Raw genomic sequence first — 22,586 nt, forward strand, 5'->3', positions numbered from 1 at the left:
GCAGCATTCTTTTTATCAATTGCTGTTTTTCTTCTATTGGATATCTTTTATTGTTTTTTGCCATAGGTCTAATCTCCTTCATTATCTTTATTCGAGAATATCATTAATTCTTTCCTACGACAACTATCTTACCACAGGGGGGCCTTAAGTAACGTAGACATTTTAAATCAATTATATTCAAACAAAATAATTGAGAAGTATTTTAATAAATATGATTCTTATGATGAATCTAATATTTTTGATTATGGTTATAGTTATTTAGGATATAACAAACAATTTAACATAGCAAAGAATAACCAATTAGAAAATAAGTTCCCAATGTATGTACTAAGTATAAAAAATAAAAATAACAAATTAATATATAACGATAATATTTTGAATGATTCCAGTAATAAACCAGTAATAAGATTTTATGATATAGATAATGATTTGAAAAAGGAATTAATTTTTGTTTCAGTTACTGGTAAAAATATTCATGATTGCAGATATAAAATTAAAGTTTTAGAAATAGACAAAGAAGAAATAGAAATGTTAATAGAAGATGAGGTAGATATTTTTAATGATAATTTTAAATTTTCATTTAGACTATATGTAGATGAGTTATCTGACTTACAGAATACAAATTTTATTTTAAGTTTTTGTGATGAATCAAATACAAACGGAACGTATGTTTATAACTATATTTATGAAAATATAGATGGAAAGTTAAAAAGAGATTTTTGTGAAGGAGGATATTTTACATATAGGGATCAAAATAACGAGGTGGTTAACGGTAATCGAAAATATAAGAAGTATTTAGATTGTGATAATTTGAAAGGTAAAGATTTATTTTCTGATGTTTTAGACCCGAGATTTCTTAAAAATAATCTTATTATAGATAAAAACTAGGAAAAACCAAATTAAGGGTATTAAAAATATTTAATCTATGAGTGGTATTTTAATAACCTTAATTTGAGCTTAAGTAGAAATAAAAAAATAACATTTGACCCAACAATATTCATCTATACTTGAAACTATTATAATATATCTAAAAATACCTCTACTAAATAAGGGTCAAATTGAACCTTACTATAAAGTTTTAATTCTTCCATTGCTTCTTCTTTACTTAAAGCATTTCTATAGGGTCTATCACTTGTCATAGAATCATAGGCATCTACAATTGAAAGAATTCTACATTCTATAGGTATTTCATCACCCTTTAAGCCAAAGGGATATCCTTTACCATTCCACCACTCATGGTGTTTTAATATCCAATCAGCTATATGTGCAATATCTATACATGATTGTGCGATTCTATAGCCTATCTCCGTATGTCTCTTTATTTCTTCAAATTCTTCTTCCGTAAGTTTTTGTGTCTTGAAAAGTATACTATCTGAAACACCAATTTTACCTATGTCATGAAATTTGGAAAAAAGTGAAATATCTTGGATTTTATTGTCTGTCATACCTACTGCCTTAGCTAGTTTTATTGATAGTATTTCAAGTCTATTACAATGGTCTTTCTTAATAAAATCCTTTTTTTCTAACATATCAATAATAATCTTAGAAAGATTCTTTTTTAAATTTTGCTTATGATGTAGTTTTTCCTTATACATAAAGACATCAGCTTCCTTAAACATTTCCTTTAAATCATTCTTCTTTTCCTGTGAGATAGAGTATCCAAATGAAATACTTACAGGCATTCCCCTATTCTTATTAACTTCTTTTAAAATATTCTTTAATTTAGATTTAATACTAAGGACTACTTTTTCTGATGTATCTTCCATTAAAATTCCAAACTCATCTCCACCAATCCTAGCTATTATATTATTAACATTTTTAAAACATGTTTTTATTATATCTGTAGCTATTTTCAAATATTCATCTCCCGCAGCATGTCCAAAGGTATCGTTTATAAACTTTAGACCATCTAGATCACATATTATTACACATTGATTTAAATCCCTTTTCTCATTTCTTATTTCCATTTGTTTTTCAAAGTAGCTTCTATTATAAAGTCCTGTCATGCCATCTCTTATACTCATGTCATATATTTTCATGTCTAAAAGTTTTTTCTCTGTTATATCTCTAATAATGGTTAGTGCTACATCTTTATCATATTTAATAATCCTAGCTTCAAAATACAATGGTTCTTCATCCTTTGGTAATAAATACTCTACAATTTGAATATCTCCTGATTCAATAGTATGTTGTAAAGGTTCCCTAAGTTTTTGTGCAATTTCTTCATTAAATAATTGTGAAATGGACTTGCCTAAAAATTCTTTTGGATTATATTGTAATTTACTAAGACTGTTTACTTGATAATCAATAAAAATACCATTCTTATCTATAATGAAAAATAAATCAGGTAAAAGCTTAAAAATTGCATTGATTCTATTTTCACTTCTTTTAAGTTTCTCTATGGTATTTGTAAGCTCGAGAGTATTTTCTTTAACATCTTTTTTTAATGTAATATTCCAGATAATTAAAATACATCCTATGATTAAAGTTAGGCTAGTAAAAAGTTTTATATACAAGTGGAATTTTGGATCGTCATATTCAATTCCAAACCAATTATTGTGTGTTTGTTCATGCTCTAATTTGATTAATAGAGGTAAATATTCATGTGATATGAGTAGTATTTCTTTCACATTGTAATTTGATTGTAATTCCTGGCCATGTACATTTGTATTTGCAAATATACATATGAATAAGATAAGTATAAATAAAATATATGAAACCTTTTTTCTCATTAGTATATCTTCTCCCCCACTCATTATTTTTCTTAATATCTAATTATGTCATAATTATGTATATATCTGCAATGTTTCTTATGTTTTTCTTTCAATAAATAATATGAAAATATCTAAGAATAAATGACTTAGATTTAAATTAGCTATTTAATGAGCATTCTAGATAAAAATTGAAATGTTACCACATTAATTTAATATAGAAAAAATAATACTATAAGGCTAAGAATAAAAACAGTATAATAATAGAACAATAAGACTATATTAAAGTTTCATTAAGCAGAGATAGAAATGAGAAAAAATATATAGTATAAACCCTATAAAAGCTAAGGTCGCAATAGAAGTTCAGTTTTTATCTTATATAGGAGGTATTATTATTTATCATTCTTTTAAAGGTAATGAGTTTAGAGCTAATAAAATAGTATTTCAGGAAAATCCCAATGTAACTGTAACTACTCAAAAATTGAATAAAAGAAAATAACTAAAAGCAATTTCATATTAAAGATGAAACTGCTTTTAGTATGTTGTTTTATATTAACTTGGTTCAACTTTAAATCTTAATATTGTTTTAAGTTTATCAGGTTGTGTTTTTCTAGCATCGGAGATATAAATCTCTCTATGAATTTTAGAACTTCGCTTTAAATTATTCTGTGTACAATAATTTTCCATAATTGAAAAAGTTTTAGGTTCATCGTCATAAGAGCCTAAGTGTAACATTTGAACACAAAGATCATCCTCTAAACTATTAAATTTTACTTTATCAAGTAAGGGATGAGGCTTTTTCTTTTTTACAATTTCAATAACTTCTTGTGCTAAAGTATCAGTTACAAAATCGGGTTGTCTTATCATAATTGTATAAATTAATTTACTTTTATCTAGTGAATCTAAGATTCTTGCCTCTTCAGCTAAATCCCAAATACCTTCAAGGGGAAATACCGTATAATCAAAGTAGCCTTCTGGGAGTATACCTTTTTTAGGTAACATTTTCATAGTATAAGACAAGGAATACAACACTTTAATTGCTTCAGAAAAATCTTCACTATTTGGATTGCCTTTTCCTTCAATCATAAAGAATTTAAAACTTGGGACAGTAATAATTTCAGGTTTGTTTTTTGGTAAATATAAATTTTTAGCTTGCTTTCTCCATTCATATTTCATCTTCATTCCTCCTTAAATGTGCTATATTAGGAGTATAATATATACTACCTGACAACAGTATGTCATATTTAAATTATTAGTTATATTGGTAGACTAATACCACCGCCACTACCTTTAATAGTGTATATAGGAATACTTGAGGAACTTATCTATATCTCTACATATAGTTCTTGTTGAAACTTCAAAATGTTCAGCAAGTTTTTTGCTGTAACTGTATTTTTATTTAGCAATATAAATATTATCTTAAATAGTCTATATATTTGCATATTATCACCCAATAATATTATATCAATTATTTTGAGTAAACCCTATTATAATTGAAAAGCTTAATAAGTTTTATTGGTATTGACAAAATAAGAAAGAATTGATAATATTGATTAAATGAAAAATATTATCAATGAGGAGAGGTATAATGAAAAGACTTAAATTAATATGGTTTATGTTAATTGTTACTTCATTATTTTTAACAGGGTGTGCATCTAAGGAAGTTAGTATTATGAATGAAGAAATCACATATAAAAATGGAACTTACATAGGGGAAGGAAAAGGTAAGGATTCTACTATAAAGGTTGAAGTAACTCTAAAGGATGATAAAATAACAGATATAAAAATGATTTCACAAAATGATACTGCTGGATATGCTCAAAAGGCATTTAATAATATAAAGGCCGAGGTATTGGAAAATGAAGATTATAACGTAGATAATGTATCTGGTGCAACTAAGACCACTAAGGGTATAACAGATGCTATACAGAATGCACTTGAGAAATCTCAAAAATAATTTCTTGACAAACTAATAATAGGACTGTATTATTAGAACATAAGAAAATCAAATAATTTTTTTTACTTCTTATCAAGAGAGACGGAGGGAATGGCCCTATGAAGTCTCGGCAACCTTCAAACAACGGTTTGAAAAGGTGCCAAATCCAACAAAGCTTATAGCTTTGAGAGATGAGAAGATGATGATAGTTTGTTTTGCTATTAGAGTCTTCTCGATTTAGGGAAGACTTTTTTTAATACCTAAATCGATTTACAACTATACTACATTAATTTAGTGAAGGAGTGTATACTATGAACAAGAAATCGGGAAATCCGTGGGCACTATTACCTTTAGCAGTGTTTTTAATTATTTTTATAGGATCAGGAGTTATAACTAATGATTTTTATAAGATGCCTGTTATTGTAGCTTTTTTAATATCGGCAGCTGTAGCTTTATTTATGAATCAGGAAGAGAGAATATCTACTAAGATAGATGTTTTTTGTAAAGGTGCGGGAGATAGTAATATTATACTTATGGCAATTATATTTATATTAGCTGGAGCATTTGGAAATGTAGCAAAAGAAATGGGAGGAGTAGATTCTACTATAAATTTAAGTTTATCTATTCTACCTGAAAATTTATTAATAGTTGGATTATTTATTATTGCATGTTTTATATCTTTTTCAATGGGAACATCTGTAGGAACTATAGTAGCACTTGCACCAATTGCTATAGGGGTTGCAGGAAAGATATCAATACCAGTTGGATTAGCTCTTGGGGCAGTAGTTGGTGGTGGAATGTTTGGAGATAATTTATCTATGATTTCAGATACTACTATTGCAGCTATTAGAACTCAAGGCTGTGAAATGAGAGATAAATTTAAAGTTAACTTTATTATAACTTTACCAGCAGCTATTATAACTGCAATAATTTTAGGTATTATAACATCTGGAAATCAACTTACTTTAGATACTGAATATACTTATGAAATAGTTAAGGTATTACCGTATTTATCTGTATTAGTAGCAGCATTATTTGGAGTTAATGTATTTATAATACTTGGTGGAGGTATTTTATTTGCAGGAACTATAGGCCTTTATTATAAATCATTCGGATTATTTGGATTTATACAAGCTATAGCCACTGGAATTTCTGGGATGGAAGATTTAGCTATGATAGCTATAATAGTTGGTGGAGTAGTAGAGCTTATAAAGTTCAATGGAGGAATACAGTTTATCCTAGAATTTATAAGAAGCAGAATAAAAACAAAAAAAGGTGCAGAGTTTGGAATAGCAGCTATTGTAAGTATTGTAGATATATGTACTGCTAATAATACTATAGCAATAGTTATGGCAGGTCCTATAGCAAAGGATATAGCTAAGGAATATGATATAGACCCAAGAAGAAGTGCTAGTATATTAGATATATTTGCAGCATCTTGCCAAGGTCTAATTCCATACGGAGCACAAATATTAATAGCAGCAGGTCTTGCATCTATATCCCCTTTAGCTATAATGAAGTATTTACACTATCCTATATTAATATTTATATTTGGAATACTAGCTATATTATTTGGATATCCAAATCTTGAAACTAAAGCTGAGAAAGTGAGTTAAAAAAGTCTACCTATAAATAGGTAGACTTTTTTAAAATATTCCGATTAAAAAACTAGAAATAAAGTACATTATTAATAGTATTGATAAACATGCTGAATAATCTTTGACTCGGGTTGGAACAGACCTGTCACCGTTGGACATGTCAGAAATCACACTCCTTAAGTTTAGTTATTATTATATTAAAAACTTTACTTATTATTATTATATCACAAACTAATATTTTTGGAACTATCAAATTTTGTAAAATGCATAAAGCGAAGTTAGTGTTTTAAAATTTATAAAAATTAATTATAATAAGTCATAAGGGGTGAATAATTATGTTTGACATAAAAGAACAATTGAAGAATCTACCTAGTTCACCAGGTGTTTATATAATGAAGGATAAATATAAAAATGTTATATATGTAGGAAAAGCTATATCCTTGAAAAATAGAGTAAGACAATACTTTGTATCAAAGAACCATACCTTAAAAGTAAAATCTATGGTTAAAAATATTACTGAATTTGAATATATAATTACGGATTCAGAAGTTGAAGCGTTGATACTTGAATGTAATTTAATAAAAAAGTATAGACCAAAATACAATGTTTTATTAAGAGATGATAAGACTTATCCTTATATAAAGATAACTTTAAATGAAGATTATCCTAGAGTTTTAAAGGTTAGAAAAATAAAAAAGGATAAGGCTAAGTATTTTGGACCATATACTAATATAACTGCTCTTAATGAAACCTTAGAGCTTATAAAAAATATGTATCCTATAAGGACCTGTAGTATAGATATAAATAAAGCTATACAGAGAAAACAAAGACCCTGCCTTAATTACCATATTAAAAAATGTATAGGGCCATGTACGGGTAATATTAGTAAGCAAGATTATATGAAAATGATAGATGAAATAATAATGATTCTATCAGGTAAAATAAAAAATCTTAAAAAAGATTTACAAGCGAATATGCAAGTCTGTTCAAAAAACTTTGAGTTTGAGAAAGCTGCAAAATATAGAGATAAGATAATAAGTATTGAGAATATAATACAAACACAAAAGATAGTATCTACTAATGATATAAACCAAGATGTAATAGCTATGGCAAAATCAAATGACGAAGCTTGTGTTCAAGTATTTTTTATTAGAAATGGAAAAATAGTTGGCAGAGAGCATTATATATTAAAAGGTGTGCTTGATAATGAAAGAGAAGAAATAATGTCTTCTTTTATAAAACAGTTTTATTCATCTGGAGTATTTATACCTAGTGAATTAATAGTAGAAGATGAAATACAGGATATGGAAATAATAAATAAATGGTTAAGTGGTATTAAAAATAAAAAGGTAGATATTAAAATACCTAAAAGAGGAGAAAAAAAGGAACTTATAAATATGGTTAGGAAAAACGCCTTAGAGTCATTAGAGAAGTTTACTAATTTAGAAAAAATTAGATTTGAAAAGACTATAGGTGTTCTAGATCAAATAAAAGATTTAATTAATTTGGATAAAAAGCCAAAGAGAATAGAAGCATATGATATATCTAATATACAAGGAGTAGATTCAGTAGGAAGCATGGTTGTATTTACAGATGGGAAAAAAGATAAAAAAGAGTATAGAAGATATAAGATTAAATCTGTAATAGGACCAAATGATTATGCGTCTATGCAGGAAATAGTTAGTAGAAGATTAGAATCTGGAAATTATCCAGATTTAATACTACTTGATGGTGGTTTAGGGCAAGTAAATGCTGTTAAAAAAGTTTTAAAGGATAAAAATATTGATATTCCTTTATGTGGAATGTACAAGGATGATAAGCATAGAACAAAAGGACTTATATCAACTGATAAAGAAATTGAATTAGATAAAAGTTCCAATATATACAAATTTATATCTTTTATACAAGAAGAGGTACATAGGTTTGCTATAACATATCATAGATCTTTAAAAATTAAAAATATGACTAAATCGGTATTAGATGATATACCTAATATAGGAAAAAAGAGAAAGATGAATTTATTATCTCATTACAAAATTGTAGACAATATAAAAAAATCAACTTTAGATGAACTTGAGAGCGTAGAGGGTATGAACAAAAAATCAGCAAAAAGTGTATATGAGTTTTTCAACTCAAAGTAAATTTAAGCAGATTGTTGGCGACATGAGTCAGCACGTAGTGACTAGACGAATTTTTGATAGAAAGGAAAGATGACATGAATAAGGTATCAGTAAAACAAATGATAGAGGATTTAGATTTAGAGGTTGTATATATGCCAAAAAATGTAGAAAAGTATATAACATCATCTGATGCTAATAGGCCGGGTCTTCAGTATGCTGGATTCTTTGAATATTTCGCATATGATAGAATACAAATTGTAGGAAGAGGAGAATATGAATATTTTCAATATCTAGATGAAAAAACTAGGTGGGAAAGACTAGATAAGTTGTTTTCTTATGATATTCCAGCTCTTTTATTAACTAGGGGGCTTGAACCTAGCAAAGATGCAGTAGATGCGTGTAAGAAGCATAAAAAGATTTTTTTAAGAACAAATATGAGTACTACTAGATTTATAAATAAGATTTCAAACTACTTGGATTCAAAATTAGCTCCAACTACAACAATACATGGAGTATTGGTAGATGTCTATGGAATAGGTGTTTTAATAACTGGTGAAAGTGGTGTAGGAAAATCAGAAACAGCTCTAGAGCTTATAAAAAGGGGACATAGATTAGTAGCCGATGATGCTGTTGAGATAAAAAAGACAGAGGGACATTTATTAACAGGACAAGCACCTGATATTATAAAATATCTAATGGAAATAAGAGGTGTTGGAATACTTGATATAAAAAGTCTTTATGGAGTTGGTGCTATAAAGCCTAGTAAACTAATAGATATGGTAGTTTATCTTGAGTCTTGGAAGGGTGGTAAGTATTATGATAGACTTGGTATAGACGAAGAACATATGGATATATTAGGAATACCTGTTGAAAAGATAACTATACCGGTTAAGCCTGGGAGAAACTTGGCTATGATAATAGAGGTTGCATCTAGAAATTATAGACAAAAAGCTATGGGATATAATGCTGCTAAAGTTTTTAATGATAAATTAATAAAAAAGTTAGATAACGATAAATAAAAAATACTACATTATCTTTAGATAATGTAGTATTTTTTTGTTTCTATAGTAAATTATATAATTTTGAATCTATAGATAATATTGATGAAAAAACTATACTTGCAACTATTTTAAGCTATGGATCCCATGAGGTCGTTAGCGAGTATACATTTTTGTATAAAAGTATATTGTATTCTTTCGCATAAAATGTTAAAAAATTACTCAAGTAGGTTTAAGTGGATTTTAAATAAATGATAATCATTATAAATTACAAATATATTAAACTTAAAAAATTGAAAATTATAGAAGTAAAATAGAAAAAATGAAAAATAATTTAAAAATAAATTGAACATAAACAAAAAGATTAAAAAAACTGTAAATTATATTTAAATAAAATTGGCATAAATAGCATTTTGTTATTTAATTATCTAAATGATTTTTAAAAACATTTACAAAAATCTAAAAAAGATGTAAAATTAAAGATGAATATTCGAAATAAAAAGAAAATTCAAAAAAACAATTAGGAAATATTATTAGAAAATTTAAATACATAAATATTAACTAAAAAGTGAATTTACAACAAAAAATGATATTTATGTATAACGAAATAATAGAAAAAATGACAAAAAATAAAATGTAAAAATCATCTAAATTATTGGAAATAAAAAAAATGCAGAAAAATCTGAAATTATGGTATAATATTTTTAATACAAATAAATGATAATAAATTAACAAATCCTACTAATAATAAAATATACATTCAAACTTATTTTGTCATAATTTTTTTGTTTTTTGTTATAACTTAAGCAAAGTAATATTTTAAAATATGGGGAGGTATATGATGATAAAAGATGTTTTCACTAAAGAGAATTTTGATAAATTAGACTCTGTTATACAAGAGTATAAAGGCAAGCCTGGACCATTAATGCCTGTGCTTAATGAAGCTCAAAAGATATTTGGATGTGTTTCAATTGAAGTCCAAAAGAGAATATCAGAAGAACTTAAAATTCCACTTGCTGAAATTTATGGAGTTGCAACTTTTTACTCTCAATTCTCACTTCAACCAAATGGAAAATATGTAATAGGAGTATGTTTAGGAACAGCGTGTTACGTTAAAGGGGCTCAAGATATAATAAATAAAGTATCAAAAGAGCTCAACATAGAAGTAGGAAAGACAAGTGAGGATGGAAAGTTTACATTAGTGGCTACAAGATGTATAGGTGCTTGTGGACTAGCACCTGTATTAACTGTTAATGAAGATGTTTATGGAAAGCTTACAGTTAATGATATAGATGAAATACTTAGTAAATACGAATAAAATATTGAATCTTAAATAATAGAAGAAATTATTCAAGGAGGGACTACTAATGGCTTATAAAAACCATGTATTAGTTTGTGGAGGTACTGGCTGTACTTCATCTAGTTCTCTTAAAATATTAGATGAAATGGAAAATTTACTTGAACAAAGAGGAATAAAAGAAGATATAAAAGTTATAAAAGCAGGATGCTTTGGACTATGTTCAGCAGGACCTATAATTATTGTTTATCCAGAAGGAGCTTTTTATGGACATGTTAAAATTGAAGATGTAGAAAAAATAGTGGATGAGCATTTAATAGGCAAAAAAGTAGTAAAAGATCTTTTATATAAAGATGTGGTTACTGAGAATGGAGAAGTTAAACCTTTTGAAGAAATACCTTTTTACAAAAAGCAAGTGAAAATCGCACTTCAGAATTGTGGAATCGTAGGTGTTGAGGATATAGATGATTATTTGAAAGTAGATGGGTATGAAGCACTAAAAAAAGCATTAACTGAGATGACTCCTAAAGATGTAATAGATGAAGTTAAAAAATCAGGACTTCGTGGACGTGGAGGCGGAGGATTCCCAACTGGACTTAAATGGGAATTTACTTACAAATCTCAAGATGATCAAAAATATGTTGCATGTAATGCTGATGAGGGAGATCCAGGAGCATTCATGGATGGAGCTATACTTCAAGGGGATCCACATTCTGTTATAGAAGCTATGGCTATAGCAGGATATGCAATTGGAGCAAATCAAGGATATGTATATGTAAGAGCGGAATATCCACTTGCAGTTGAAAGGCTTGGAATAGCTATAGAACAAGCAAGAGAAAAAGGGTATCTTGGGAAAAATATATTTGGAACTGATTTTGAATTTGATATGGAAATGAGACTTGGAGCTGGAGCTTTTGTTTGTGGAGAAGAAACAGCACTTATAAATTCTATAGAAGGTAAAAGAGGAATGCCAAGACCAAGACCTCCATTCCCAGCAGTTAAAGGATTATGGAACAAGCCAACTTTACTAAATAATGTTGAGACTTACGCTAATATACCGAAGATAATATTAAAAGGATCAGATTGGTTCTCATCAATTGGAACAGAAAAATCTAAGGGAACAAAAACATTTGCACTTGGAGGTAAGGTAGAAAACACTGGGCTTGTAGAAATACCTATGGGAACTACTCTAAGAGAGATAATATTTGAAATAGGTGGAGGAATACCTAATGGTAAGAAGTTTAAGGCAGTTCAAACTGGTGGACCATCTGGTGGATGCTTAACAGAAGAACATTTAGATACTCCAATAGATTATGATTCATTAACAGCTCTTGGGTCTATGATGGGATCTGGTGGAATGATTATAATGGATGAAGACAACTGTATGGTTGATATAGCTAAATTCTTTTTAGAATTTACAGTTGAAGAATCATGTGGAAAATGTCCTCCGTGTAGAATAGGAACAAAGAGAATGCTTGAACTATTAGAGAGAATAACGGAAGGTAAAGGTGAAAGAGGAGATATAGAAAAGCTTGAAAAGCTTGCTAAAAATATTAAAACTTCTGCACTTTGTGGACTTGGTCAAACAGCACCAAATCCAGTACTTTCAACTATAAAGAGATTTAGACATGAATATGAAGCTCATGTAAATGAGAAGAGATGTCCAGCAGGAATATGTCAAGAATTACTTGAGTATAAGGTTACTGAGGATAAATGTAAGGGATGTACATTATGTGCTAAGGCATGTCCAGTTAATGCTATAAAGGGTAATGTTAAGGAAGTACATGTAATAGATACAGATGTTTGTATAAAGTGTGGAGCATGTGTTGCTAAATGTCCATTTGGAGCAATATCTAAACAATAATCATAAAAAGAGAGGTGTTTATGGTGCAAAAGGTTACTTTAACTATAGATAATGTAAAAATAGAAGTTCCTAAAGAATATACTATACTTGATGCGGCTAGAGAAATAGGAATAGATATACCAACGCTTTGTTATTTGAAAGATATAAATGAAATTGGAGCATGTAGAATGTGTTTGGTTGAAATAGAAGGAGCTAGAAATTTACAAGCTTCATGTGTTCACCCAGTAGCAGATGGAATGGTAATAAAGACTAATACAAGAAAGATAAGAGAGGCTAGAAAGGCTAACCTTGAGTTGATACTTTCAGATCATAATAGAGATTGTCTTGCTTGCTTTAGAAATGGAAACTGTGAATTACAAAAACTATCACAGGACTTAAATATTAAGGATGTTGAGTTTGAAGGTGAAAGAAAAGAAAAAACTATAGATAATCTATCAAGATCAATAGTAAGAGATCCTAATAAATGTATACTTTGCGGAAGATGTGTTGCTGTATGTTCAAAGGTTCAAAATATAGGAGCGTTAGCATTCACTAATAGAGGTATAGAGACAGAAGTTGCACCTGCATTTGATGTAAGTATGGCAGATGCACCATGTGTTTACTGTGGACAATGTATAAATGTCTGTCCAGTTGCAGCACTTAGAGAAAAATCTGATATAGAAAAAGTATGGGATGCTGTAGAAGATAATACTAAGCATGTATTAGTTCAAACTGCACCAGCAGTAAGAGCCGCTTTAGGAGAAGAATTTGGACTTCCAATAGGAACTAGAGTTACTGGAAAGATGGTATCAGCTCTTAAGAGGCTTGGATTTGACAAAGTATTTGATACTAACTTTGCAGCAGACCTTACTATAATGGAAGAAGGACATGAACTTTTAAATAGAATTCAAAACGGTGGAACACTTCCAATGATAACTTCATGTTCACCAGGTTGGATAAGATACTGTGAGTTCTACTATCCAGAGCTTTTAGATAATTTATCAAGTTGTAAGTCACCTCATCAAATGATGGGGGCTATACTTAAGTCTTACTATGCTAAGATAAATAATATAGATCCTAAGGATATATATGTGGTATCTATAATGCCATGTACATCTAAAAAGACTGAGTCTTCAAGAGAGGAAATGAAGGTTGATGGATTAAGAGATGTAGATGCAGTTCTAACAACTAGAGAGCTTGGAAAAATGATAAAAGAAGCTAGAATTGAGTTTAATAAATTAGAAGATGGAGTATTTGATGAGTTCTTCGGAGATTATTCAGGAGCAGGAGTTATATTCGGAGCTACAGGTGGAGTTATGGAAGCTGCTATTAGAACTGTAGCGGATGTACTTTCTGGAGAAGATTTAGAAGAAATAGAATATAATGTTGTTAGAGGAATAGATAACTTAAAAGAGGCTGAAGTTAAACTAGGAGATATGAATGTTAAGGTAGCTGTAGTTCATGGAACAGGAGCTGCATCAAAACTTCTTGATTTAGTTAAAGAAGGAAAAGCTGATTATCATTTCATAGAAGTTATGGGATGTTCAGGAGGATGTGTAACTGGTGGAGGACAGCCTCAAGTTTCAGCTAAGGTAAGAGAAGAAGTAGATTTAAGAGTAGAAAGAGCTAAGGCTTTATATGAAGAAGATACACTTATGACTGTTAGAAAGTCTCATAAGAATGAGTCTATTCAAAAGTTATACTCTGACTTCTTAGGAAAACCAAATGGACATAAAGCTCATGAGTTACTTCACACTCATTATGCTAAGAAAGAAATATATCCAATCAAAGAAACTTGTGATGGAGAATGTAATTCAAAAGAATGTGCATGTGGATCTTGTTAAAAGCATAATATATAAAGAGGTCAATTAAATATTGACCTCTTTTTTAAAAAAATAGTATTCTGAAAATAATGACAAAATTATTTGTAATTATTTTGACAATACTATTAACATAATAATTTAAATCTAACTGATGGATTTATTCATCAAGAGGATAATATAAAAATTCTAATTACGAGGATAAATATCTGAGTAAAAGGTGAGAGGGTGATATTAAAATTATTGGCTTTCCTTATCTTTTAAGGAGGGCTTTTTTGTATTTCTGGTTAGAGTTTAATACCAAAATTACATTTATTTAAATAACGCTACTTAGCCAATATTTTTATAAAATCAAAGGTTTAGCCTTATTAAATATACTAAAACTTCATAAACTCGCTATACTCAGACGATGAAGTTTCTTAACGTATATTTAAACATCTAAACCTAGATTTTATAGAAAAATATTAACCAAAAGGAGCTAACATTTAAATAAACGTAATTTTTAAAGTTTGATTGACTAGATAATGAGTTAGATTATAGTAAAGCATATAGAAGTTCAAAAATTAAAACAAGAGAATAAAGTCAAACTTAATGAAGATAAAGCGAAACCTAGTTGAGATGGAGCTTTAGAACTTTTAGATTTGGGATAAATTTTAATACTTAGAGCAGAAGAGGGGATATTCGTATGAATAAGAGAATTGGAGTTGTTGGTATTTTAGTTGAGGATAGGGATAGTATTGAAAATGTTAATAAGTTACTTAGTAAACATGCTGAGATTGTAGTTGGAAGAATGGGGATACCTTATAAGGAAAAGAATTTAAGTGTTATATCTATAATTGTAGATGGTACTAATGATGATATAGGGGCTTTGACTGGAAGGCTTGGAAGGCTTCAAGGAGTTAGTGTAAAGAGTGCTTTAACACAAAAATAATGGGGAGGTTTTGGGTATGAATACTTTAAATATAATTAATGAGGAAAAAATAAATAATATTCTTGAGGATGCAAAGAATGTGTCTAAGCAAGATGTTTTAAATATAATAGAAAAATCAAAGGATTGCTTTGGACTTACATCTAATGAAGCTGCAGCACTTCTTCAAGCTGATGATGAAGAAGTTTTAAATAAGATGTTTGAGGCTGCTAAGTATATAAAAGAAAAAATATATGGAAATAGGATAGTAATGTTTGCACCCCTTTATACTAGTAATGAGTGCACTAATAACTGTCTTTACTGTGGATTTAGAGTGAATAATAAGGCTCTACATAGAAGAACCCTATGTTCAAATGAGGTTGTAGAAGAGGCAGGTGCAATAGAAAAGCAAGGCCATAAGAGAATACTTTTAGTATGCGGTGAGGATAAAAGGGTTACTCATATAGATCATATAGTAGAATCTGTTCAAGCTATATATGACAATGTAGATATAAGAAGAATAAATGTTAACTGTGCTCCTCTTGAGGTTGATGAATTTAAAAAGCTTAAGGATGTTGGAATTGGAACTTATCAGATATTCCAAGAGACTTATCATAGACCTACTTATAAGAAGATGCATGTTAGTGGATCAAAGTCAGATTATGATTATAGAGTAACTGCTATTGAAAGAGCTTTTGAAGCGGGAATTGATGATGTAGGAATAGGAGTATTACTTGGTCTTTATGATTATAAATTTGATGTTTTATCAACGCTTATCCATTCTGAGTACTTAGATCATAAGTATAATGTAGGACCTCATACAATATCTGTTCCAAGACTTAGACCAGCAATAGGTTCAGCTCTTGAAGAAACACCATATCCAGTAAGTGATAGTGACTTTAAGAAGATAGTTGCTGTATATAGATTAGCTGTTCCATATACAGGAATAATAATGTCTACAAGAGAAAGTGCTGCATTAAGAGATGAACTACTTGAACTAGGAGTATCTCAAATGTCAGCAGGATCTAAGACAAACCCTGGTGGATATGAGGAAGATGATAGTGAAGCTAAGCAATTTGTAGGAAATGATGAAAGAAGTTTAGATGAGGTCTTAAAAGTTGTGTGTAAGCAAGGGCATCTTCCAAGCTTTTGTACTGCATGTTATAGAAACAACAGAACAGGAGAGGCTTTTATGGAACTTGCAAAGGATGCTCATATACATGAATTCTGCCAACCTAATGCAATACTTACATTTAAAGAAAACTTAGTTAATGTAGCATCTGATGATACTAAAAAAATGGGTGAAGAACTACTTAAGGTTGAAATAGAGAAAATAGATGATGAGAAGGTTAAGGATGAGACATTGAGGAGACTTGAGAGAATAGAGGCAGGAGAGAAGGATCTTTATTTTTAAGATGTTTAGGTGCGTATATAATAGGGGATTAAGCAAAAATGAAGATTATTAAAATACCGCTCATAATTAAATATTTATAATAAAACTAAGTACTACATCTTATTGAATATACTAAAAGTTCTAAACTCCCGTTGGTCAGACAACGAACTTTTTTAACGTATATTCAAACGATGTAATACAAGTTTTATTTATAAATATTTAAAAATTCGCTAATATTTGAATAATCTTCATTTTTAGAATGTGTACTATGTATAAAGCATTGTGATATAAGAAAATCTTAAAAATAAAGATATAGGAAATAAAGACATAAAAGAAAAACATCTAATAGTAAAGAATAAATTTATGAATATTATTAAGACAAATATCAGTGGAGGAATTGTATGGGTAAAGATGTGAAATACTTCCTTATAATGGCTGGGTCTACTAATCATATGTTAAGGGGAGATAAGTTATTAAAGGATAAGGGGATTAAAACTTCTTTAGTTCCTGCTCCTGCTGAGTATGGTTCGGTTTGTGCTATAGCTATAAAGGTTGAAGATAAGGATATAGATATAAGTGAGAAGTATTTAAGAGAGAATGATATAACTATAAGAGGTATATATGAGGAAAAGCCTGAAAGACTTACAGGGCTTATTGATAGGCTTAAAAATACTATAATAAGGGATGAATTTTTAGAAGTTTTGAAAAAGATAGAGGATGGTAAAGAGCTAACTCATTCTGATATAGTTCTTCTTCTTAAAACAGATAGAAAGGCTGAAAAGGAAGCTCTTTTTAAGGCTGCTGATGAGATGAGAAAGAAGATTGTTGGAGATATTGTAGATATAAGAGGAGCTATTGAATTTTCTAATTATTGTAAAAAGGATTGCAAATACTGTGGAGTTAGAAGAAATCTTGATAATCTTCAGAGATATAGAATGACTGAGGATGAAATAATGGAAGTTGTTCACTCTCTTCATAATATAGGAATAAAAACTGTAATACTTCAATCTGGAGAAGATAGTTGGTGGACTAAGGATAGGATAGCTAGCTTAATAATTAGGGTTAAGAAGGAAACAGGAATGAAGATAACTTTAAGCTTAGGAGAAAGACCTAGAGAAGATTATGAATACTTTAAAGAGCTTGGAGCTAACAATTATCTACTTAAAATAGAGACAACTAATGAAGAAATATTTAAGTTTATTCATCCTGATGATGATATAAATCATAGAAAACAGTGTTCTAGTTGGTTAAAGGAGCTTGGATATTTAAATGGTTCAGGATGCATAATAGGTCTTCCAGGTCAAAGAGAAGAAGACATTGCAAATGATATACTTTATTTTAAGGAAATGGGGATAAATATGATAGGTATAGGACCCTTCATACCTGCAAAGGGAACTCCTCTTGAAAACTATCCTACTGGAGATGTAGATATGACTTTAAAAGCAGTTGCAGTTACGAGACTTGTGTGTAAGAGAGTATTCCTTCCAGCAACTACTGCACTAGCTTCAATTGATTCAGACCTTCAAGCAGATGCCCTAAAGGCTGGAGCTAATACTATAATGCTTATAAATACTCCAGCTAAGTATAGATATAATTATCAAATATATTCAGACAAAAATATGGTTGATTTAAAATCTGCTTATGATGCAGTTACAGGAGCTAATAGAGAGTTTCCATCTTATTTAAAAATAGACATGGAGGTGTATAAGGATGCAGCAAACTCCGAGAAGTAATAGACTACATATATCTATATTTGGAAGAAGAAATGCAGGTAAATCAAGCCTTATAAATGCACTTACTAATCAAGATATAGCTTTAGTTTCAAATGTTGCGGGAACTACTACTGACCCTGTTTATAAGGCTATGGAAATACTTCCAATAGGACCTGTTGTTTTAATAGATACAGCAGGTATTGATGACGAGGGAGATTTAGGTGAACTCAGAGTAAAAAAGACTCTTCAGGTATTAAATAAAACTGAGCTTGCAGTACTAGTCATAAGTGCAGTTGATGGTGTAACTGATTTTGATAAAGAAACATTAGATAGAATAAAGGATAAGAAGATACCAGTAGTTGGAGTTATAAATAAGTCTGATGAAAAGAATCTATCAGATGATAAAATAAGTGATATACAAGATGAACTTGAAATTGAATTTGTAAAAGTAAGTTCAAAAACTAGAGAAGGAATAGATAATCTTAAAAATTCAATCATAAAGCATTCTCCAAACACTGATATTGAAAAGAAGATAGTAGGAGATTTAATAGAGCCAAATGATTATGTAGTTTTAGTTACTCCTATAGATAAAGCGGCTCCTAAGGGAAGATTGATACTTCCTCAACAGCAGACAACAAGAGATATAATAGATCATGGCTCAATAGCAATAATAACAAGAGAAACAGAGCTTGAATCAACTCTTCAAGATCTTAACAAAAAGCCAAAGATAGTTATAACAGATTCACAGGCTTTTGAAAAGGTAGACAAGCTAACTCCAAAGGATATTCCTATGACGTCTTTTTCTATATTATATGCAAGATACAAGGCAGATTTAGAAGAACTTGTTCTTGGAGTTAAGCAAATAGAGAAATTAAAAGAAAATGATAATGTATTAATATGTGAAGGATGTACTCATCATAGACAAGAAGGAGATATAGGAAGAGATAAAATTCCTAAATGGATAAAGGGCATGTGTGGTAAAAATTTAAACTTTGAATGGACATCTGGTGTTAATTATCCAGAGCCAGATGAAATGAAAAAGTACAGCTTAATAGTTCACTGTGGTGGATGTATGCTAAATCCTAAGGAAATGGAATTTAGAGTTATGCAGGCTAGAGAAAATAGAACTCCTATTGTAAATTATGGAATATTAATTGGACATATAACTGGTGTTTTAGAAAGAGCATTAGACCCATTCCCTGTTGCTAAAGAACTTTATATTGGAGAGTAAATAGAAATGATGGATATGAAAATATCCATCATTTTTTTTCGTAGATAATCAAATAGTTACTTTAATACCACAAAATATGGTATAATTTGGAATATATAAATCAATCTGCATCAGTACTTAAAAATATGGCATCAAAAATCTAAATAGGAGATGAGGGGTATGAAAATTACAACAATAATAGAAAATTCTTTGGGTGATAAGAATGAGCTTTATAATGAACATGGATTATCTTTTTTTATAGAAACGCCAAAGTGTAATATACTATTTGATACAGGAAAAACAGGAGATTTTATTGAAAATGCTAAAAAATTGAATGTGGATTTAAATAAAGTAGATTATTTATTACTTAGCCATGCTCACTATGATCATTGTGGAGGCGTTAGAAAATTTTTAGACACTTTTAATGTACGTCCCAAAATGTATGTGGGTGAGAAATTTTTTATAAATAGCAATAAATACTATTATTCAGATGAAAATCAAAAGCTAGATTTTACATCTGATAGTTCAGAATATAGATATATAGGAATTGATTTTGATGAATCTTTTATAACAAATAAAGAAATAGATATTAACTATATAAATAATGATATGCTAAAGCTTAGTGAAAATATATATGTCTTTACCAATTTTGAAAAAAACTATGATTTTGAAATAATTAATCCTAATATGAAAATAAAGCAAGGAGAAGAATACATAATAGATCCTTTTGATGAGGAGATAGTTTTAGCTTTAGATACAAAAAAAGGACTTTTAGTTTTACTTGGTTGTTCTCATCCTGGAATTTTGAATATAGTTGATACAATTAGTAAAAGAACAGGTAAAAATATATATGGAGTTATAGGAGGAACACATCTTGTAGAAGCTAATGAAGATCGCATAAATAAAACGATAGAATGTCTAAAAGAAATGGATATTAAGCTTATAGGTGTATCTCACTGTACAGGAGATACAGCAACTAAAATGTTTGAGCAGAAATGTGATAATTTCTTCATAAATTGTACAGGAACTATTTTAGAAGCTTAAAAATATAAATAAAAAGGCGAAGTACTCTGATGAGTTCTTCGTCTTTTATGTGTAAAAAATAATATAAATCTATTTTATAATTCAAATTATGTAAATAAATTTTTTCTATTGGATTATTTTATAAGTAAGAATTATAATTGATTTTGTAAGAATATGAAAAAATAGAAAGTTATATGTAAAATAAGAAGATTAATTTTTGAGTATGAAAGAAGGTTGTTTATGAAATATAATTTTGATGAAGTAATCAATCGTTTTGATACAAAATGTTTAAAATGGGATGGATTAGAAGAACGATTTGGTATATTGGATAAAGACGTACTGCCTTTATGGGTAGCAGATATGGATTTTGAAGCACCAAAGTGTGTGATTGATGCAATTGTAAATAGAGCTTCTCATGGGATTTTTGGATATGCAGGAGGATACAATAGCTATTATGATTCGGTAATTAATTGGATGAGAAATCGTCATAATTGGTATATAAAGAAAGAATGGATTGTATTCACACCTGGAATTGTTCCAGCACTGAATATTATAGTAAAGGCATTAACGAAACCTGGAGATAAAGTAATAATTCAATCTCCTATATATCCACCATTTTTTAAATCAGTTATGAACAATGGATGCGAGGTAGTCAATAATCCTTTGAAATTTAATGGAGAAAAATATGTAATGGATTTTGATGATTTAGAGAAAAAGATTGATAATACTGTAAAACTTATGTTTTTATGTAGTCCTCATAATCCAGTAGGAAGAGTGTGGAGTAAAGAGGAATTAAAAAGACTGGGAGACATTTGTATAAGAAATAATATAATACTTGTATCTGATGAAATACATTCTGATCTAGTATTGAAAGATTATAAGCATACACCTTTGGCTTCAATAAGTGAGGAATTTGCTCAAAATGCTATTGTTTGTACAGCTCCGAGTAAAACTTTTAATATTGCAGGTCTTCAAACTTCAAATATTATTATTCCAAACGAAGTAATAAGAAACAAGTTCTTAAAAGCAAGAGAAAGCTGTGGTATTTCAAAACCAAATACATTTGGAATAGAAGCGTTAGAAGCAGCTTATAGATATGGAGAAGAATGGTTAGATCATATTTTAGTATATATAGAACAAAATTTAAACTATTTGACAAAGTACATAGAAGAAAATATTCCTAGAGTAAAGGTAATTCAACCTGAAGCCACATATTTAGTATGGTTAGATTTAAGAAAACTAGGACTTAATAAAAATGATTTAGAAAATATTATTTTTAACAAAGGAAAGTTAATATTGAACCAAGGATATACCTATGGAAAAGAAGGAGAAGGCTTTGTAAGAATAAATATTGCTTGTCCACAATCTATATTAAAAGAAGGACTAAGTAGATTGAAAAATTCTATAGATAATCAACTATAGGATAAAAAGCATATAGGAAGTATTATAAAAATAGGAGGGTTTATTATGTTTAAAAACATGAAAGTAGCAATATTGTTAGCATTAGTATTAACGACTACTATGTTATTTGCAGGATGTAATACAACAGAAGATGCAAAAGGTAATGAAAGCACATCACAAGAAGTTGAAAAAGTAATAAGAGTTGGAACTGGTGGTACATATAATCCGTGGTGTTTTAAGGAAAATGATAAGCTTCAAGGATTTGAAGTGGATGTTTGGAATGAAATAGGAAAAAGAGCAGGATATAAGATTGAATTCACAGTATCAAAGTTTAGTGGATTGGTGGGATTATTAGATGCTGGTCAAATTGATACAGTGGCACATCAAATGTCTATTACAAAAGAGAGACAAGAAAAATATAACTTTACTGAACCGTATGCTTATAGTAAATATGATTTTATAGTAAAAAAAGACAGTAATTAACCCGTTGTGCTAGTTAAATTTTTCAAATAATAAAACTCCAACAAATATGAAAACCTAAAGTTAATCAAAAAACTTTTATAAAGGAGGCTTTCAATATGTTGGAGCTTAATAACTATTCTATCCAAAATATCGAA

General features: G+C 29.2%; 17 protein-coding genes, 1 pseudogene and 1 riboswitch. Of the genes and pseudogenes, 15 read left to right on the forward strand and 3 right to left on the reverse strand.

Annotated features, from left to right (window positions below):
• The first annotated feature begins 318 nt into the window (after positions 1-318).
• The gene (locus N4A48_RS09820; RefSeq protein WP_293665735.1) at positions 319-888 is read left to right on the forward strand and encodes a hypothetical protein; all 570 of its coding nucleotides are present in this window, start codon (positions 319-321) and stop codon (positions 886-888) included.
• Between the two features lie 128 nt (positions 889-1,016).
• On the opposite strand, the gene N4A48_RS09825 is transcribed toward N4A48_RS09820, so the two are convergent.
• From N4A48_RS09825 to N4A48_RS15070, 3 genes and pseudogenes are all read right to left on the reverse strand, one after another.
• Positions 1,017-2,732: a sensor domain-containing diguanylate cyclase/phosphohydrolase gene (locus N4A48_RS09825; protein ID WP_293665736.1), complete on the reverse strand. Its 1,716-nt coding sequence runs from the start codon at positions 2,730-2,732 to the stop codon at positions 1,017-1,019.
• Positions 2,733-3,263: 531 nt separating this feature from the next.
• Entirely contained in the window at positions 3,264-3,887 is a 624-nt protein-coding gene (locus N4A48_RS09830) for a GyrI-like domain-containing protein (protein ID WP_293665737.1), read from the reverse strand.
• Positions 3,888-4,001: 114 nt separating this feature from the next.
• A pseudogene (locus tag N4A48_RS15070) lies at positions 4,002-4,088 on the reverse strand (hypothetical protein); the annotation flags it as partial.
• A 211-nt stretch (positions 4,089-4,299) separates the two neighbouring features.
• On the opposite strand from N4A48_RS15070, the gene N4A48_RS09840 reads away from it, so the two are divergent.
• The 14 genes from N4A48_RS09840 (at position 4,300) to N4A48_RS09905 (ending at position 22,452) form a co-directional block, all read left to right on the forward strand.
• A complete protein-coding gene (locus N4A48_RS09840) occupies positions 4,300-4,668 on the forward strand; it encodes an FMN-binding protein (RefSeq protein WP_293665738.1) in 369 nt (122 codons plus the stop codon).
• A 66-nt stretch (positions 4,669-4,734) separates the two neighbouring features.
• Positions 4,735-4,845: riboswitch (SAM riboswitch) on the forward strand.
• A gap of 113 nt (positions 4,846-4,958) precedes the next feature.
• Positions 4,959-6,263, forward strand: coding sequence for a Na+/H+ antiporter NhaC family protein (locus N4A48_RS09845; protein ID WP_293665739.1), 1,305 nt, complete (start codon positions 4,959-4,961; stop codon positions 6,261-6,263).
• Positions 6,264-6,580: 317 nt separating this feature from the next.
• Positions 6,581-8,386 (forward strand): excinuclease ABC subunit UvrC, encoded by a 1,806-nt coding sequence (gene uvrC, locus N4A48_RS09850; RefSeq protein WP_293665740.1) that lies wholly within the window; start codon positions 6,581-6,583, stop codon positions 8,384-8,386.
• 74 nt (positions 8,387-8,460) lie between these two features.
• On the forward strand, positions 8,461-9,384 hold the full coding sequence (hprK, locus tag N4A48_RS09855; RefSeq protein ID WP_293665741.1) for an HPr(Ser) kinase/phosphatase: 924 nt from the start codon (positions 8,461-8,463) through the stop codon (positions 9,382-9,384).
• An 820-nt stretch (positions 9,385-10,204) separates the two neighbouring features.
• Complete coding sequence (gene nuoE / locus N4A48_RS09860) at positions 10,205-10,681, forward strand: NADH-quinone oxidoreductase subunit NuoE (RefSeq protein WP_293665742.1); 477 nt, start codon at positions 10,205-10,207, stop codon at positions 10,679-10,681.
• 49 nt (positions 10,682-10,730) lie between these two features.
• A complete protein-coding gene (gene nuoF / locus N4A48_RS09865) occupies positions 10,731-12,524 on the forward strand; it encodes an NADH-quinone oxidoreductase subunit NuoF (protein ID WP_293665743.1) in 1,794 nt (597 codons plus the stop codon).
• Between the two features lie 20 nt (positions 12,525-12,544).
• Positions 12,545-14,347, forward strand: coding sequence for an NADH-dependent [FeFe] hydrogenase, group A6 (locus N4A48_RS09870; RefSeq protein WP_330665103.1), 1,803 nt, complete (start codon positions 12,545-12,547; stop codon positions 14,345-14,347).
• A gap of 661 nt (positions 14,348-15,008) precedes the next feature.
• On the forward strand, positions 15,009-15,254 hold the full coding sequence (locus N4A48_RS09875) for a TM1266 family iron-only hydrogenase system putative regulator (RefSeq protein WP_293665744.1): 246 nt from the start codon (positions 15,009-15,011) through the stop codon (positions 15,252-15,254).
• Between the two features lie 16 nt (positions 15,255-15,270).
• Positions 15,271-16,644 carry a [FeFe] hydrogenase H-cluster radical SAM maturase HydG gene (gene hydG / locus N4A48_RS09880; RefSeq protein ID WP_293665745.1) on the forward strand — a complete coding sequence of 458 codons (1,374 nt, stop codon included), beginning with the start codon at positions 15,271-15,273 and terminating at the stop codon, positions 16,642-16,644.
• 380 nt (positions 16,645-17,024) lie between these two features.
• The gene (gene hydE / locus N4A48_RS09885; protein WP_293665746.1) at positions 17,025-18,356 is read left to right on the forward strand and encodes a [FeFe] hydrogenase H-cluster radical SAM maturase HydE; all 1,332 of its coding nucleotides are present in this window, start codon (positions 17,025-17,027) and stop codon (positions 18,354-18,356) included.
• Positions 18,334-19,566, forward strand: coding sequence for a [FeFe] hydrogenase H-cluster maturation GTPase HydF (gene hydF / locus N4A48_RS09890; RefSeq protein ID WP_293665748.1), 1,233 nt, complete (start codon positions 18,334-18,336; stop codon positions 19,564-19,566). The genes hydE and hydF overlap by 23 nt, the downstream gene beginning before the upstream one ends.
• Positions 19,567-19,725: 159 nt before the next feature.
• The gene (locus N4A48_RS09895; RefSeq protein ID WP_293665749.1) at positions 19,726-20,589 is read left to right on the forward strand and encodes an MBL fold metallo-hydrolase; all 864 of its coding nucleotides are present in this window, start codon (positions 19,726-19,728) and stop codon (positions 20,587-20,589) included.
• A 219-nt stretch (positions 20,590-20,808) separates the two neighbouring features.
• Positions 20,809-21,990, forward strand: coding sequence for a MalY/PatB family protein (locus tag N4A48_RS09900; protein WP_293665750.1), 1,182 nt, complete (start codon positions 20,809-20,811; stop codon positions 21,988-21,990).
• A gap of 45 nt (positions 21,991-22,035) precedes the next feature.
• Positions 22,036-22,452, forward strand: a complete 417-nt coding sequence (locus N4A48_RS09905) for a transporter substrate-binding domain-containing protein (RefSeq protein ID WP_293665751.1) — start codon at positions 22,036-22,038, stop codon at positions 22,450-22,452.
• Positions 22,453-22,586 lie beyond the last annotated feature (134 nt).

This window comes from Tepidibacter sp., assembly GCF_025210165.1.
In the GTDB taxonomy this organism is placed as follows: Bacteria; Bacillota; Clostridia; order Peptostreptococcales; family Peptostreptococcaceae; genus Tepidibacter_A.

What these genes read in the sequence shown, in the direction of transcription:
- N4A48_RS09820 (WP_293665735.1), top strand. Translation starts at nt 319, where the DNA reads ATGTATGTACTAAGTATAAAAAATAAAAATAACAAATTAATATATAAC.
- N4A48_RS09825 (WP_293665736.1), bottom strand. Translation starts at nt 2,732, where the DNA reads ATGAGAAAAAAGGTTTCATATATTTTATTTATACTTATCTTATTCATA.
- N4A48_RS09830 (WP_293665737.1), bottom strand. Translation starts at nt 3,887, where the DNA reads ATGAAATATGAATGGAGAAAGCAAGCTAAAAATTTATATTTACCAAAA.
- N4A48_RS09840 (WP_293665738.1), top strand. Translation starts at nt 4,300, where the DNA reads ATGAAAAGACTTAAATTAATATGGTTTATGTTAATTGTTACTTCATTA.
- N4A48_RS09845 (WP_293665739.1), top strand. Translation starts at nt 4,959, where the DNA reads ATGAACAAGAAATCGGGAAATCCGTGGGCACTATTACCTTTAGCAGTG.
- uvrC (WP_293665740.1), top strand. Translation starts at nt 6,581, where the DNA reads ATGTTTGACATAAAAGAACAATTGAAGAATCTACCTAGTTCACCAGGT.
- hprK (WP_293665741.1), top strand. Translation starts at nt 8,461, where the DNA reads ATGAATAAGGTATCAGTAAAACAAATGATAGAGGATTTAGATTTAGAG.
- nuoE (WP_293665742.1), top strand. Translation starts at nt 10,205, where the DNA reads ATGATAAAAGATGTTTTCACTAAAGAGAATTTTGATAAATTAGACTCT.
- nuoF (WP_293665743.1), top strand. Translation starts at nt 10,731, where the DNA reads ATGGCTTATAAAAACCATGTATTAGTTTGTGGAGGTACTGGCTGTACT.
- N4A48_RS09870 (WP_330665103.1), top strand. Translation starts at nt 12,545, where the DNA reads ATGGTGCAAAAGGTTACTTTAACTATAGATAATGTAAAAATAGAAGTT.
- N4A48_RS09875 (WP_293665744.1), top strand. Translation starts at nt 15,009, where the DNA reads ATGAATAAGAGAATTGGAGTTGTTGGTATTTTAGTTGAGGATAGGGAT.
- hydG (WP_293665745.1), top strand. Translation starts at nt 15,271, where the DNA reads ATGAATACTTTAAATATAATTAATGAGGAAAAAATAAATAATATTCTT.
- hydE (WP_293665746.1), top strand. Translation starts at nt 17,025, where the DNA reads ATGGGTAAAGATGTGAAATACTTCCTTATAATGGCTGGGTCTACTAAT.
- hydF (WP_293665748.1), top strand. Translation starts at nt 18,334, where the DNA reads ATGCAGCAAACTCCGAGAAGTAATAGACTACATATATCTATATTTGGA.
- N4A48_RS09895 (WP_293665749.1), top strand. Translation starts at nt 19,726, where the DNA reads ATGAAAATTACAACAATAATAGAAAATTCTTTGGGTGATAAGAATGAG.
- N4A48_RS09900 (WP_293665750.1), top strand. Translation starts at nt 20,809, where the DNA reads ATGAAATATAATTTTGATGAAGTAATCAATCGTTTTGATACAAAATGT.
- N4A48_RS09905 (WP_293665751.1), top strand. Translation starts at nt 22,036, where the DNA reads ATGTTTAAAAACATGAAAGTAGCAATATTGTTAGCATTAGTATTAACG.